The 14,158-nt window shown below is 64.8% G+C and carries 11 protein-coding genes; 6 read left to right on the top strand and 5 right to left on the bottom strand.

The annotated features are described in order from the left end of the window. Window positions 1–5: 5 nt before the first annotated feature. Both xacC and FY251_RS13370 read right to left on the bottom strand, forming a co-directional pair. Window positions 6–866 carry a pentonolactonase XacC gene (gene xacC / locus FY251_RS13375; protein WP_148415368.1) on the bottom strand — a complete coding sequence of 287 codons (861 nt, stop codon included), beginning with the start codon at window positions 864–866 and terminating at the stop codon, window positions 6–8. A 70-nt stretch (window positions 867–936) separates the two neighbouring features. Further along, window positions 937–1,677 (bottom strand): SDR family oxidoreductase, encoded by a 741-nt coding sequence (locus FY251_RS13370; RefSeq protein ID WP_148415588.1) that lies wholly within the window; start codon window positions 1,675–1,677, stop codon window positions 937–939. 326 nt (window positions 1,678–2,003) lie between these two features. Here FY251_RS13370 and FY251_RS13365 point away from each other — a divergent pair, with 326 nt between their 5' ends. The 5 genes from FY251_RS13365 to xacK are packed head-to-tail and all read left to right on the top strand — an operon-like array spanning window position 2,004 to window position 7,647. Next, the gene (locus tag FY251_RS13365) at window positions 2,004–3,386 is read left to right on the top strand and encodes an ABC transporter substrate-binding protein (protein WP_255516699.1); all 1,383 of its coding nucleotides are present in this window, start codon (window positions 2,004–2,006) and stop codon (window positions 3,384–3,386) included. Between the two features lie 54 nt (window positions 3,387–3,440). Then, on the top strand, window positions 3,441–4,394 hold the full coding sequence (gene xacH, locus FY251_RS13360) for a xylose/arabinose ABC transporter permease XacH (protein ID WP_148415366.1): 954 nt from the start codon (window positions 3,441–3,443) through the stop codon (window positions 4,392–4,394). Window positions 4,395–4,396: 2 nt separating this feature from the next. Then, window positions 4,397–5,326 (top strand): xylose/arabinose ABC transporter permease XacI, encoded by a 930-nt coding sequence (xacI, locus tag FY251_RS13355; RefSeq protein WP_148415364.1) that lies wholly within the window; start codon window positions 4,397–4,399, stop codon window positions 5,324–5,326. 3 nt (window positions 5,327–5,329) lie between these two features. Next, window positions 5,330–6,493, top strand: coding sequence for an ABC transporter ATP-binding protein (locus tag FY251_RS13350; protein WP_148415362.1), 1,164 nt, complete (start codon window positions 5,330–5,332; stop codon window positions 6,491–6,493). A 2-nt stretch (window positions 6,494–6,495) separates the two neighbouring features. Beyond that, window positions 6,496–7,647 (top strand): xylose/arabinose ABC transporter ATP-binding protein XacK, encoded by a 1,152-nt coding sequence (gene xacK / locus FY251_RS13345; RefSeq protein WP_148415360.1) that lies wholly within the window; start codon window positions 6,496–6,498, stop codon window positions 7,645–7,647. Window positions 7,648–7,910: 263 nt separating this feature from the next. Here xacK and FY251_RS13340 read toward each other — a convergent pair whose 3' ends face one another. Beyond that, a complete protein-coding gene (locus FY251_RS13340) occupies window positions 7,911–9,149 on the bottom strand; it encodes a xylonate dehydratase (RefSeq protein ID WP_148415358.1) in 1,239 nt (412 codons plus the stop codon). A 157-nt stretch (window positions 9,150–9,306) separates the two neighbouring features. On the opposite strand from FY251_RS13340, the gene FY251_RS13335 reads away from it, so the two are divergent. Next, window positions 9,307–10,755 (top strand): 2,5-dioxovalerate dehydrogenase, encoded by a 1,449-nt coding sequence (locus FY251_RS13335; protein ID WP_148415356.1) that lies wholly within the window; start codon window positions 9,307–9,309, stop codon window positions 10,753–10,755. Window positions 10,756–11,071: 316 nt separating this feature from the next. Here FY251_RS13335 and xacR read toward each other — a convergent pair whose 3' ends face one another. Next, complete coding sequence (gene xacR / locus FY251_RS13330; protein ID WP_089780056.1) at window positions 11,072–11,827, bottom strand: HTH-type transcriptional regulator XacR; 756 nt, start codon at window positions 11,825–11,827, stop codon at window positions 11,072–11,074. 492 nt (window positions 11,828–12,319) lie between these two features. After that, on the bottom strand, window positions 12,320–14,158 hold the full coding sequence (locus tag FY251_RS13325) for an IucA/IucC family siderophore biosynthesis protein (protein WP_148415354.1): 1,839 nt from the start codon (window positions 14,156–14,158) through the stop codon (window positions 12,320–12,322).

Below are 14,158 nucleotides of genomic sequence, written 5' to 3'. Positions count from 1 at the left end.
TCGGCTCAGTCCAGCCGAACGTCAGAGCGGAACTCGGGCCGTCCGGTCGCCGCCACGTCGAGGCGGAACAGCGCACCCGCGTCCTCGTCCTCGTCTGCTCCGCCGTCGGGGTCGCCGCCGGCGGTCGTCACGTAGAGCGAATCGAGGTCCGCCCCGCCGAAGGCGACGCTCGTCACTTTCTCCGTCGGCACGTCGAACCGGTCGAGTTCGGTCCCGTCGGCGTCGTACCTGACCACGCAGCTCCCCTCCCAGCGGGCCGACCAGATGTGGCCCGCCGAATCGACGGTCATGCCGTCCGGCAGCCCCGGCGTCTCCGGCGATTCGACGAACCGCTCGCGGTCCGAGACGGTCCCCGTCTCCTCGTCGTAGGCGTACCGATAGATAGTGTGGGCCTCGGTCTCCGTGAAGTAGAACCGCTCGCGGTCGCGGGTAAAGCCCATCCCGTTGGGGATTCCGACGCCGGTTTCGACCGTCGTCGCCGCCCCGTCCCTGTCGAGACGGAACAGCCGCCCGCCCGCGGACCCCGAGGGCATCGTCCCGCAGAACACCCGCCCCGCGGGGTCGGCGATGACGTCGTTGAAGCGGGTCGGCGAATCGACGATTTGCGTGACGCTCCCGAGTTCGCCGTCGACGACGCGCCCGACGCGGCCGCGGTCCATGAACGCGAGGAGCGACCCGTCGCGCTGCAACGTCACCCCGGCGATGACCGACGTTTCGACCGGACAGTCGTGCGCCCCGGTCTCGGGGTCGTAGCGGTGGAGTCGCCCGCCCTCGATGTCTACCCAGTACAGCCGCTTTTCGTCGGGGTGCCAGACCGGCCCCTCGCCGAGTCGGCACGACGTGTCGACCACTCGTGTGACAGTCATGGACGTTCGTTCGTAACCGACCGCAAAATACGCTTCCCCGTTCCGGCGTCGCCGTTTCCCTCGCCGCCGCTCAGAAGTGCGAGAGCTTGTCGCGCCGGTAGAGGTCGAGCGACAGCACCGTGTTCGGCGACCGCTGGCGGACCGCGTAGGCGATGGCGTCGGCGACCTCTATCGCCTCCGTCACCGATCCCTCCTCGAACGACTCTTCGAGCGTCTCGCCGCTCTCGGAGCCGAACTCGGTCCGGACCTCGGTCGGATTGACGCAGGTCACGCCGACGTTCTCCTCGCCGATGGACCCCTGCAGGCTCGACGCGAACCCGCGGACCCACCACTTCGTCGCGGCGTACACCGGGTTGTGGGGTCGGGGGTGGTTCCCGGACATGCTCCCGAGGAAGACGAGGTTCCCCTCGGACTCCACGAGGTGCGGAATCGCCTCTCTGGCCGTGTAGAACATCCCGTCGACGTTGACGCCGGTCATCAGGCGGTACTCCTCGTCGGTGAGCTCGGCGACCGACTTGTCGATGCCGAGGCCGGCGTTGCAGACGACGATGTCGAGCGAGCCGAAGCGCTCGACGGTCGCGTCGACGAGCGCCCGGACCGCGTCGGAGTCGGTCACGTCCGTCGGCACGACGCTCACGGCGGCGTCCGTCGTCTCGCGAATCTCCTCTGCGAGCGATTCCAGCCGCTCGACTCGGCGGGCGGCGAGACACACGTCCGCGCCGTCCTCGGCGAGCACGCGCGCGGTCGCCGCGCCGATTCCCGAACTCGCACCCGTGACGAGTGCTGTGCGTCCGTCGAGCGGATCATCCATGGCGGTTGGTCGGTCGACCATACGCCGTGATTAGCTCCCTGCCGCATACGTGTTTCCCCGTGACAACGTCGCGCCGAACGCTGAGACTCGCCGAACGCCGTCCGCGGACCGCGACGTGCGCGAGGGCCCCCTGCGAGGGGGTGTCGCGGCCGACGACGGCGGTTCCCGCACGGCGCTTCGCTCGGTTCTCGACCGCGCTCCCACGCTCGTCCAACGCAGTTTCGCTCGCAATTCTTGCGAAAGACGTCCACGATACCCTATGGATCTGTTACGTAACCATCATTCATTCACAACCTATATATGCGGGTAGCTAACATGGGTATAACATGGCTGAGAACGGCAGTAGCGATAAAAGTGTGAACCGTCGAAAGTATCTCACCGTCCTGTCCGCGGGTGTCGCAACCGGCATCGCTGGGTGTACCGGCGGTGGCGGCTCCGAGACGGATGGAACCGAAAGCGGAAGCGAAAGTGGAGGCGGCTCTGACGGTTCCTCCGACACCGAGACCGGTGGGAGCAGTTCGGGCAGCACGTGGGACTCTGAACTCGAAGTGCTTCACGGCTGGGCCGGCGGCGACGGCGAGGCGGCGGTCACCGCGCTCATCGAGGCGTTCGAGGAGGAGTATCCCGAGATGGATACGAACTTCCAGGCGGTCGGCGCGAGCGCGAACGTGAACCTCAACGCGACGATTCTCCGACGGCTCGCGAACAACAACCCGATGAGTTCGTTCGCCAACTGGCCGGGGAAGAACCTCGAACGGTACTCGGGCGCGCTGATGGACCTCGAAGCCGACGTGTGGGACGCCGAAGGATTCAAAGACACCATGCAGTCCCGCGCGGTCGAACTGTGTAAGTTCAACGACAAGATGCCGGCGGTCCCGATCGGCTCCCACCGGATGAACAACCTGTTTTACAACACCGCCGTGTTCGAGGAGGCCGGCATCGACGCGTCGAGCCTCGACAGCGTCGACGCGCTCCTCGACGCGCTCGAAGCTATCGACCAGAACACGGACGTGACGCCGATGGCGCAGGCGATGGTCGCGCCGTGGACGAACCTCCAACTCTGGGCGCAGATTCTGACGAGCCAGAGCGGCGTCGAGGCGTACACGAACTTCATCGAGGGCAACCCCGACAGGGCGGCCGTCGTCGAGGCGCTCGAAGCGCTGAAGACCATCAACGAGAACTACATCACCGCCGACGCCTCGTCCATCAGCTTCACGACGGCGGGGCAGAAGGTCATCTCGGGGAACGCGGCGACCATCCATCAGGGGAACTGGGTGTACGGAATGTTCCGCGCCGACGACAGCTTCAACTACAAAGAGCAGTGGGACTGGATACCGTTCCCGGGGACGGAAGGTATCTACTTCTACCACGTCGACTCCATCGTCGCGCCGAGCAACAACCCGAGCCGCGAGGAGACCATCGCGTGGCAGAAGTTCGTCGGCACGAAGAAGGCCCAAATCGCCTTCAACAACCCCAAGGGGTCGGTCCCGCTTCGCACCGACATCGACCCGAGCGAACTGACCGACTTCCTCGCGATGACGTACGAGGACCTCACCGACTCGGAGGCGTACCCGCCGACCATCGCCCACGGTCTCGCCGTCACGCCCAAGACGATGGGCGCGTGTAAGACCGCCTTCGGCGATAACTTCATGGGGCCGTTCAAGGTCGAAGCCACCGCCGACGCGCTCGTCGAAGCGGTCTCCGAGTAACGCCTCGGTCGAAATCACAGCCCCCTCATCAACAAATAACATATAGGTACATCGATGGCAACACACGATAACACGGAGCACGTCGCCGACGCGACCGACGAGGCGGTCGGGTGGGAGTCGAAGCTCCGGTATTTCCTCAACAGCGACTTCGTTCGCTCCTCGCCGTACTGGGGAATCCCGTTCGTCCTCATGAGCATCGCCGTCTACGGTGGCATCGGCTACAACTTCGCAATCTCGTTTACGGATTACGAGGGCCTCGGGACGCCCGATTACTCCACGCTCGACTTGGAGATGTACGCACAGGCGCTGTCGAGCGAGGCGTTCAGGGCCGCCGCGCAGAACAACTTAGTCCTCCTCGTGGGCTTTACGACCGTCTGTCTGGTGCTCGGGCTGTTCCTCGCGGTCCTCTTGGACCACGGCATCCGCTTCTCCGAGAAGTTCCAGACGGTCTATCTCCTCCCGATGAGTCTCTCGTTCGTCGTCACCGCGCAACTGTGGCTCTGGATGTTCAACGTCGAAAGCGGCATCCTCAACCTCGTCGTGACGACTCTCGGGTTCAACCCGGTGGACTGGCTCGGGAATCCATCAATCGCGCTCGGCGCGGTGATATTCGCCCTCATCTGGCAGTTCAGCGGGTACACGATGGTCGTCTACCTCGCGGGGCTCCAGTCGATACCCGACGACCAGTTCGAGGCGGCCCGCGTCGACGGCGCGAGCATCATCCGGACCTACCTCCGCATCATCGTCCCGCAACTCAAGGAAGCGTCCGTCAGCGCGGCCGTCGTGCTGATGGTGTTCGCGCTGAAGGCGTTCACGTTCCTGTACGCGCTCGTCGGCCGGTACCGTCCGCCGAACGGGACGGACATCCTGGCGACGCTCATGGTGCGCCGCGCGTTCAAGTTCGGTGAGTGGGCCTACTCGGCCGCCATCGCGACCATGCTCCTCATCATGGCGCTCGGCGTCATCGGACCGTACCTCTACTACCAGTACAAACAGGGGAGCCTCTGACCATGTCACAGCCGTCATCCACAGGCAGTTTCGACGTCGCATCGCTCGTCGAGGACGTGAACCTGCGGCGCGTCGCCCAGTACGCCCTCGTCGTCTTCTTCCTCGGGTTCTTCCTCGTCCCGCTGGAGACGGGAATCATGACCGCCATCAAGACGAACGAATCGGTCGCTCGCTCGCTTCCCTTCGCGCCGCCCGTCGGCGAGGGCTTCACCCTCGGGAACATCCAGTTCGCCCTCGAACAGCTCTCGGGGTCGTTCTTCAACTCGCTCGTCATGTCGATTCCGGCGACTATCGGGAGCGTCCTGTTCGGGAGCATGGCCGCCTACGGACTGACGATGGTCAACTGGCGGGCGCAGATGGGCATGCTGATGCTGTTCGTCATCGGCGTCTTCGTGCCCTATCAGGCCGTGTTGGTCCCGCTCGCGCGCTTCTGGAACAACATCTTCCCGCTCGCGCGGATGATAGAGCCGATGGTGGCGTCGATACCCTTCTTCCAGGGGTACCACGCCGACCTCGTGCCGCTCGTCATCACCCACATCGCTTACGGGATTCCCATCTGTACGATACTGTTCCGGTCGTACTACCAGAGCCTCCCGAACTCGCTCGTCGAGGCCGGGAAGATCGACGGCGCGAGCATCACGAAGATTTACCGGCGCGTCATCCTGCCCATCTCGAAGCCGATGTTCGGCGTCGTGTTCATCTACCAGTTCACGCAGATTTACAACGAGTTCCTCTTCGCGTTCACGCTGGTCACCGGGTCCGACGCCCCCGCGGCACCGGTCACGCTGGTGCTGCCCGCAATCGGGGCGTCGACCTCCGGCATCGACTTCGGTATCAGGATGTCCGCGGCGTTCCTTGCGGCGGTTCCGACGCTCATCCTGTACGTCGCGTTCGCCGAACAGTTCGCCAAGGGACTTCGGACGGAGGCCTAACCTATGGGAGAGATTCAACTCACCGACCTGACGAAGCGCTTCGGCGACACCGTCGCCGTCGACGACCTCTCGCTCGACATCGACGACGAGGAGTTCCTCGTGCTCGTCGGTCCCTCGGGGTGCGGGAAGTCGACGACGCTCCGGATGCTCGCCGGCTTGGAGACCCCGACCAGCGGCGACATCTACATCGGCGGGGACCACATGAACTACCGCGTCCCGCAGAACCGCGACATCGCGATGGTGTTCCAGGACTACGCGCTGTACCCGCACATGACCGTCCGGCAGAACATCCGGTTCGGGCTGGAAGAAGAGGAAGGGTACACGTCTGAAGAGCGCGACGAGCGCGTCGTCGAGGTCGCCGAGACGCTCGGCATCTCGGACCTGCTCGACCGGAAACCCGACGAACTCTCCGGCGGCCAGCAACAGCGTGTCGCCCTCGGTCGCGCCATCGTGCGTGACCCGGAGGTGTTCCTGATGGACGAGCCGCTGTCCAACTTGGACGCCAAACTGCGCGCGGAGATGCGAACCGAACTCCAGAACCTGCAGGACCAACTCGCGGTCACGACCGTCTACGTCACCCACAACCAGACCGAGGCGATGACGATGGCCGACCGAATCGCCGTCATGGACGACGGCGAACTCCAACAGGTGGCCTCTCCCTTCGAGTGCTACCACCGCCCGAACAACCTGTTCGTCGCGGAGTTCATCGGCGAGCCGATGATAAACCTCGTCCGCGGGACGCGCTCGGAGACGACGTTCGTCGGCGAGCACTTCTCGTACCCGCTCGACGAAGACGTGATGGAGTCCGTCGGCGCCCGCGAGGACCTCGTCTTGGGGATTCGCCCCGAAGACATCGCGGTCGTTGACGCGACGACCGACGACACCGCCGACGACACCGCACTCGGCGACCACGAACTCCGGATGGACGTGACCGTCGTGGAACCCCACGGCGACCAGAACGTCCTCCACCTCTCGCACCCGGACCAACCCTCCGCCGACGACGCCCTGCAGGCGGTCACGGCGGGGATGCACCTCGTCACGCGGGGCGACCGCGTCACGGTGACGATTCCGCCGGACAAGATTCACGTGTTCGACGCGGAGACCGGAACCGCGGTGCACAACCGCCGCTACGACCAGGAAGCCGACCGCACGCAACTCGAACAGTAGCCATGGCACGATTAACACTCGACGACGTGACGAAGGTGTACACCGACGACGACGGCGGCGACATCGTCGCCGTCGAAGACCTCTCGCTCGACATCGACGACGGGGAGTTCCTCGTGCTCGTCGGTCCCTCGGGGTGCGGGAAGTCGACGACGCTCCGGATGATGGCGGGCCTCGAAACCGTCACCGAGGGCGAGCTCAGACTCGAAGAGCGCGTCCTCAACGACGTGTCCGCGCAGGACCGGGACATCGCGATGGTGTTCCAGTCGTACGCGCTGTACCCGCACAAGAGCGTCCGCGGGAACATGTCGTTCGGCCTCGAAGAGTCGACCGACCTCCCTGACGACGAGATACGTCAGCGGGTCGAAGAGACGACCGATATGCTCGGCATCTCGGACCTGCTCGACCGCAAGCCCGGACAGCTTTCGGGCGGCCAGCAACAGCGGGTCGCGCTGGGGCGGGCCATCGTCCGTGACCCGGAAGTGTTCCTGATGGACGAGCCGCTGTCCAACTTGGACGCCAAACTCCGGGCGGAGATGCGGACCGAACTCCAGCGCCTGCAAGGGGAACTCGGCGTCACGACCGTCTACGTCACCCACGACCAGACCGAGGCGATGACGATGGGCGACCGCGTCGCCGTCCTCGACGACGGCGAACTCCAGCAGGTCGGCACGCCGCTGGACTGCTACCACCGCCCGAACAACCTGTTCGTCGCGGGCTTCATCGGCGAACCGTCGATGAACTTCTTCGACGGGTCACTGGAGGGCGATACCTTCGGCGGCGACGGCTTCGACTACCCGCTTTCGGGCGCGACCAGAGACCAACTCGGCGACGTGAGCGCCCTCACGCTCGGTATCCGGCCCGAGGACGTCGCGGTCGGAGACCGGCGGTCGAGCGACCGAACGTTCGACGCCGAGGTCGTCGTCGTCGAACCGCAGGGGAACGAGAACACCGTCCACCTGCGGTTCGTCGGCGGGGGCGAGGGGACTCAGTTCACCGCCACCACGACCGGCAAGTCGAGAGTCGAAGCGGGCGACCGCACGACCGTCTCGTTCCCCGAGGACGCGATTCACCTGTTCGACGGGGAGACCGGCGACGCGCTGAAGAACCGAGAGCTCCCGTCGAACCGCGCCATCGGCGCGTTCGTCTCGGACTGAGCGGTCACCTTTCTGCGCTTTCTGTTTCTCGCCCGCGGTTCGCGCGCCGTTCTCAGCCGTCAAGCTATCTGCGTCGGCGTAGCGACTATCTCCGCGAGTCGCGTCGCTCCGGTATCGAACTCCAGCGAGTGAAAAGGCGGCCGCGACGGCGCGCCGCGGGTCGAGAGACGCTCACTTCTCTCGTCCGCGGTGGTGCGTCCGGGTTATGGGTGTTGCATGTCAGGTTGCGGCCACCGTGGGACAGTCTCGTCCTCGGTGTCGGCTTACTCCTCGTCGAAGAGCGTCTCCCCTTCGACCATGTGTTCTCCGACGGCGTCGAGGTCGAGCGTCAGCCCGAGACCGGGCTTCTCGGGAATCTCCATCCGACCGTTCTGAATCAGGTCGTCCTCCTCGACGAGGTCCTCCCACCAGCCGAGCTGGTAGGAGTGGTATTCGAGGGCAAGCGAGTTCGGGATGGCCGCAGCGACTTGTGCAGACGCCATCGTCCCGATGGGCGACGAGACGTTGTGCATCGCCACGGGGATGTAGTACATGTCCGCGAGGTCGGCGATCTTCCGCGTCTCGCGCATGCCGCCGACGCGGGGCAGGTCGGGCGCGACGATGTCCACCGCCTGCGGTTCGAGCAGCGTCCGCTGGCCGAACTTCCGGTAGACGTTCTCGCCGACCGCGATGGGCGTCGTCGTGGACTGCGTCACGAGCTTCTGCACGTCGTGGTTCTCCGGCGGGACGGGGTCTTCGAGCCACCACACGTCGTAGTCTTCCAGCTCGGCGGCGAGACGCTTGGCACTCCCGCCGGTAAAGGACCAGTGGCAGTCGAACGCCACGTCCGCGCGGTCGCCGACGGCTTCGGTGACGGCTTCGACGATTTCGACCTTGTGGTCGATTTCGGGGTTGCGGAGGTGGCGGTTCGCGCGGTCCTTCTCGTGGCCCGAGGGCACGTCGAGGTCGAACTTGATGGCGTCGTAGCCGAGCTCCTCGACCACGCGGACGCCCTCCTCGGCGCAGGCCTGCGGATTGGCCTCGTCTTCCGTGTGGAGGTCGCAGTAGACGCGCACTTCGTCGCGGTACTTCCCGCCGACGAGTTGGTAGGCGGGCACGTCGAGGAGCTTCCCGGCGACGTCGTGGAGCGCGATTTCGATGCCCGAGATGGCGGAGATTACCTTGCCCGAGACCGAGCCCTCGCCGGACATCTTCTGGACGAGGTGCTCGTACAGTCGGTCGATGTCGAGGGGGTTCTCGCCGACGAGGAAGGGTTTCATCCGCTCGATGATGGCGGTGTCGCCGCCGCCCCAGTAGGCCTCGCCGGTGCCGACGACGCCCGCGTCGGTGTAGACGCGGACGAGAATCCACGGGTAGTTGCCGTCGACCATCGTCGTCTGTACGTCAGTGATTTCGGCGTCGCGGACGCCGCCTCGCGGATTCGTGATGTCCATCGTCTCCGCGGACAGATCGCGCATCGTGTACTCCGCGTTCGGGTCGCTAAGCTTCGCTTGCTCAACCATTACGCACGTATATCTGGAAAGGTGGTACAAAAGTGTGTGGGTTGGTACTCCGTCGCTCACGCAGACGCGTTCCCCCCAAATTCGCCCCGTCGGCGACAGCCCACAAATAGTGATAACTTCGCAAGAGTTGTATGTCGGAAGACGAAATACGTACCCGATGACGGACTCCAGTAAAAACTACGTCAACGGCGAGTGGGTGGCCTCGGAGACCGGCGAGACCGCCGAGGTGACGGACCCCGCGAACCCGAGCGAAGTGGTCGCGACGTATCAGCACTCGAACGAAGCCGACGCCGCCGCGGCCGTCGACGCCGCCGCCGCGGCCGAAGACGAGTGGCGAAACACGCCCGGCCCGGAGCGCGGGCGCATCCTCCGCGAGGCGGGCACGCTCCTCGCCCAGCGGAAGGACGAACTGACGGAGATTCTCATCGCCGAGGAGGGGAAGGCGCGGCCCGAAGCGGCGGGCGAGGTACAGCGCGCCATCGATATCTTCCACTACTTCTCGACGAAGGCCGCCGACCTCGGCGGTACGAGGAAGGGCGCGAGCGGACCGAACACGAACCTCTACACGCGGCAGGAGCCGGTGGGCGTCGCGGCGCTCATCACGCCGTGGAACTACCCCATCGCCATCCCGGCGTGGAAGCTCGCTCCGGCGCTCGCCGCCGGCAACACCGTCGTCCTGAAGCCCGCCTCCATCGCGCCCGGCGTCGTCGTCGAAATCGCCCGCGCGCTCGACGAGGCCGGCCTCCCGGACGGCGTCCTCAACGTCGTCACCGGCCCCGGAAGCTCGGTCGGCACCGAGTTCATCACCAACGAGGGAACGGACCTCGTCTCCTTCACCGGGAGCAGTCAGGTCGGCGAGATGGTCTACGAGCAGGCCACCGACGCCGGCAAGCGCGTCCAGACCGAACTCGGCGGGAAGAACCCGACGCTCGTCGCCGACTCGGCGGACCCCGCCGAGGCAGCCGATATCGTCGCCAACGGCGGGTTCGGCACCACCGGCCAGTCGTGTACGGCCTGTTCCCGCGCCATCGTTCACGAGGACGTGTACGACGACTTCGTCGCCGAACTCGTCGACCGCGCGGAATCGCTCGACGTCGGTCCCGGCACCGACCACGAGATGGGCCCGCAGGTCAGCGAGTCCGAACTCTCCTCGACGCTCGAATACATCGACATCGCCGAGGGCGAGGGCGCGACGCTCGCCGCTGGCGGCGGCGTCCCCGAGGGTGAGGAGGTCGAGACGGGCCACTTCGTGGAGCCGACGGTGTTCACCGACGTCGACCCCGACATGCGCATCGCGCAGGAAGAGGTCTTCGGCCCGGTCATCGCCGTCATCGAAGTGAGCGACTTCGACGAAGGGCTGGAAGTCGCAAACGGCGTCGACTACGGCCTCTCGGCGAGCGTCGTCACCGACGACCACACCGAGGCGAACCGCTTCGTCGACGAGGTCGAAGCCGGCGTGGTGAAGGTCAACGACAAGACGACCGGCCTCGAACTCCACGTTCCCTTCGGCGGGTTCAAGCGCTCTTCCTCCGAGACGTGGCGCGAACAGGGCGACGCGGGCCTCGACTTCTACACCATCGAGAAGACCGTCTACGACAACTACTGAGCTTCACCGGTCATCGAACCGGCCCCGCACCCGCCGTTTTCTCGGTTTTTCTTCTCTTCGGTGCTCGTCTCTCAAGACACCTCTTTCTCGCTCGCTTGTTTCGTCCCACCCTGCCAGCACCACCTCAGTACCGGCCTTCTGCCCGCCGCCAGCCAATTCCCTATGGCAGAACGCTCCTTCTCCGAATTCGGGGCTTGAATTACACACATAGCTATGTAATAGAGGGCGCGGTTCACTAGCAAGATCTATGCTAACACGGTTATTCGTTGAAAATTCCGGTTGCTCGCGTCTCGTTCCGAGATAGCGAACGCGGGGTTCAGTAGTTGATGTTGAGTTCGACGACGTTGGCCGCGCTCAGGACGCGTTCGGGGAGCGACCCGTGGAGGTCTTCGTCGCTGACTCGGCTGGCCGGGGCCGAGACGCTGATGGCCCCGAGGACTTCACCGGCCGAGGATTTGATAGGTGCCGCGAGACAGCGCAGCCCTTCGAGGCGCTCGCCGTCGTCGATGGCGTACCCCCGCTCGCGGACCCCTTCGAGCACCTGAAACAGTTCTTCCCGCGTGCCGATGCTCTTCGGCGTCTTCCGTTCGAGGCCGTGGCGCTCGATGATCTCGTCGACCCGCGACTCCGGGAGGTTCGCGAGAATCGCCTTCCCGAGGGCCGTCGTGTGCAGGTGCGTCCGCAGGCCCGCGTAGGTGTCGAGGTCGACGGCGTCGTCGCCTTTCGCCCGCATCAGGTAGACGCCCATCCCCTGCTCTTCGACGAGGAGGTTCGCGAGTTCGCCCGTGTCGGCGGCGAGCGATTTGACCTCGGGTTCGGCGACCTGATACACTTCCATCGACTTCCGACTGTGGCCGCCGACTTCGAGGAACTTCAAGCCGACGCGGTAGTCGTCGCCGTCCTTCAGGACGTAGCCGTGCTTCTGGAGCGTCGTCAGGTGGTTGTGAACCGCGCTCTTTCCCATGTCGAGGTCGCTGGCCAACTCCGTGACCCCGCACGGTCCCTTCTCCATCAACTCCTCGACGAGTGCGAGGGTCTTCTCAGTGGTTCGCACCGGATGCTTGGCGTCCATGATTATTCGTTATCGAGTACCCGATTAAATGTTCTGGTCGCGAGAACGAGATGCCGTGAGCGTAGAATGTCGCTCGATGCGAGGTCGGGTTCGTCACTCGCGGCCGATGTCCGTCTCCCTTTCTTCGACTGCTGTTCTCGTATTACACAATTCACTGTGCCGCGAACTTCGATTCTATTTCTCAACGTGACCGGAACCGCCCTTTCAACCGACATTTTTCACGTCGAATCAAGACTGAATGAATCACATCGTATTCTGGTTATTTTGAAGATTTCTCCGATAATCCCGGTTCTTGGCTACCTATTCTGTACCCATACCAACACTTTTGCACCCTCGGCGCAGTGGCTACTGGGGGACTGCCGATTCCCACTTCTCCGCAATCAGATGTGCATCGTCTAAACATCACCGTCAGAATCGCTCCGTCCACGTGGGGTCAGTTTCACGGGGACGAACCGTCGTCGGCGACGACGCGTCAGAACCCCGCTCACCGGTTCAGTCGTCCACCGTCCCCGCCTGCTTCGCGTCGCTCGCTCGCTCGCCCGCGACTTCGGCGAGGGCGTTCGTCACCGTCCCGTGTTCGGAGGCGTGCGGACGACCGGGGGAGTCGTCGTAGCCGTAGTCGAAGATGCGGTTCCGGTTGAGACTGAGCTTCGTGAACTCCGGTCGGAGCACGTCGAACAGGTCGAACCGCGCTTGGAGTTCGGGGAACTGCGCCTGATAGTCGAGAACCGCGCGTCGCGCGTGCGCCCAGAACTCCCGCTCGGCGTAGTCTTCGTGTTCTTCGAGCACGTCGGCGACGTACCGGAGGACGCAGACGAACAGCCCGGAGAAGATGAACTGACAGAGTCCTTCCGGCGGCTCCTTTCGGAGCACGTCGTGCACCTCGTCGGGAAGCGATTCCAACTCCGGGAGCGACTGGTCGCTCACGTTCACGTCGTCCGCGAAGTCCTTGACCGCGAGTCGGGTGGGAACGCCGTCTTCGACGACGAGGATGGTGTTTTGGCCGTGCGGGGAGAACACCGTTCCGTAGCGGTAGAGGAAGTGCAACAGCGGCGGCAGGACGGTGTCGAAGAACTCGGTCAGCCACTCGTCGAGGCTGAGCCCCGACTGTTCGACCAGCCGCGAGACGAAGGGTTCGCCCGCGCCGTCGACGTGCATCAGCGACGAGAGCGTAATCGCCCGCTCGTCGTCTTCGAGGAACGTGTAGATGGACTCCCGCCAGACCGCGCCCAGCAGTTCGTGGTACTGGTACGGCGAGCCGTCGATGTCGGTGAAGTCCGCGTGGTCGTAGTTGAGACCCGCAATCTCGCCGGGGAGAATCAACCCCTGTTCCTGCAGGAAGTCGTCCCGCTCGTAGATGCCCTTGATGTACTCGGTGACCGTCGGCGCGAGTTCGGTCCGCTCGCCGGGAAGCCCCCGCCAGACCAGCGTGTTGAGAATCCGCATCGGCACCTTCACGTGGTGCTTTTCCGCGTCGTCGACGTTGACGAAGGTCCGAACCGACTGCTGCGGGAGGTACTCGTCCGGTCCCTCGCCGAGCGGGACGATGTCGCCGGCCGCGATGTGGTCGGGAAACAGCGGGACGACGCTGTGTTCCCACTGCCAGTCGTGGACCGGCATGAAGAAGTAGGCGTCCGGGTCGTACCCCTTCGCGTCGAGTCGGTTCCGGAAGCGCCCGTAGTAGTCGCCGAGTTCGCCGCGGACGAGCGAGTCGTGGTCGACCTCTTCGATTCCGACGAACGTCGCGTGCTCCTTGCGGACTGCTGCCCACGAGAGCGTCACCGGTTCTTTGCGTTCGGGCGCGTACTGCTTGTAATCGTCGTACCCCCAGCCGAGTCGCCCCTTGTTGTACGTAATCCACGGGTGGCCCTCCATCTCGCCTTCGAGACGGGCGTAATCGAGTTCCGTCGGGTCGAAGCCCTCTCGGTCCCGCTTCCGCGACTCGATGTGGGCGTCAGCGAGCAGCGTCCGCTTGTACTCGCGGACGAGGTTTCCCTCGGTGAGCCCGTCGAGGTCGGTCGTCTCGCCGAGGTCGCGCAGTAGTCGAAGGGGGTCGCCGAGCGGCTTCCACGCCCCGTCGGTCCGGCGCTCGACCGTGTCTCCGTAGACGTGGAGACTGTCCATCAGGCGGTCGGCGGCCTCGAACCGATAGCTCGTCTCGCCGAGGTCGAACCGGTAGACGCGGCGGTCGTCGCCGGCGTCGACCGTCCGCGGCTCGATTATCTCCTCGTAGGCGAACTCTTCGAGCATCTTCGTCAGGAGGCGGCGTTCGACCGTCTCCCAGACGTCTGCATCCAGTGCGTCCTGTAGCGTCGTATCGTTCGGATTCAT

The sequence above is a fragment of the Haloferax sp. KTX1 genome (assembly GCF_902410085.1).
GTDB classification, from domain to species: Archaea; Halobacteriota; Halobacteria; order Halobacteriales; family Haloferacaceae; genus Haloferax; species Haloferax massiliensis.
This window is presented reverse-complemented; position numbering and strand designations above follow the sequence as displayed.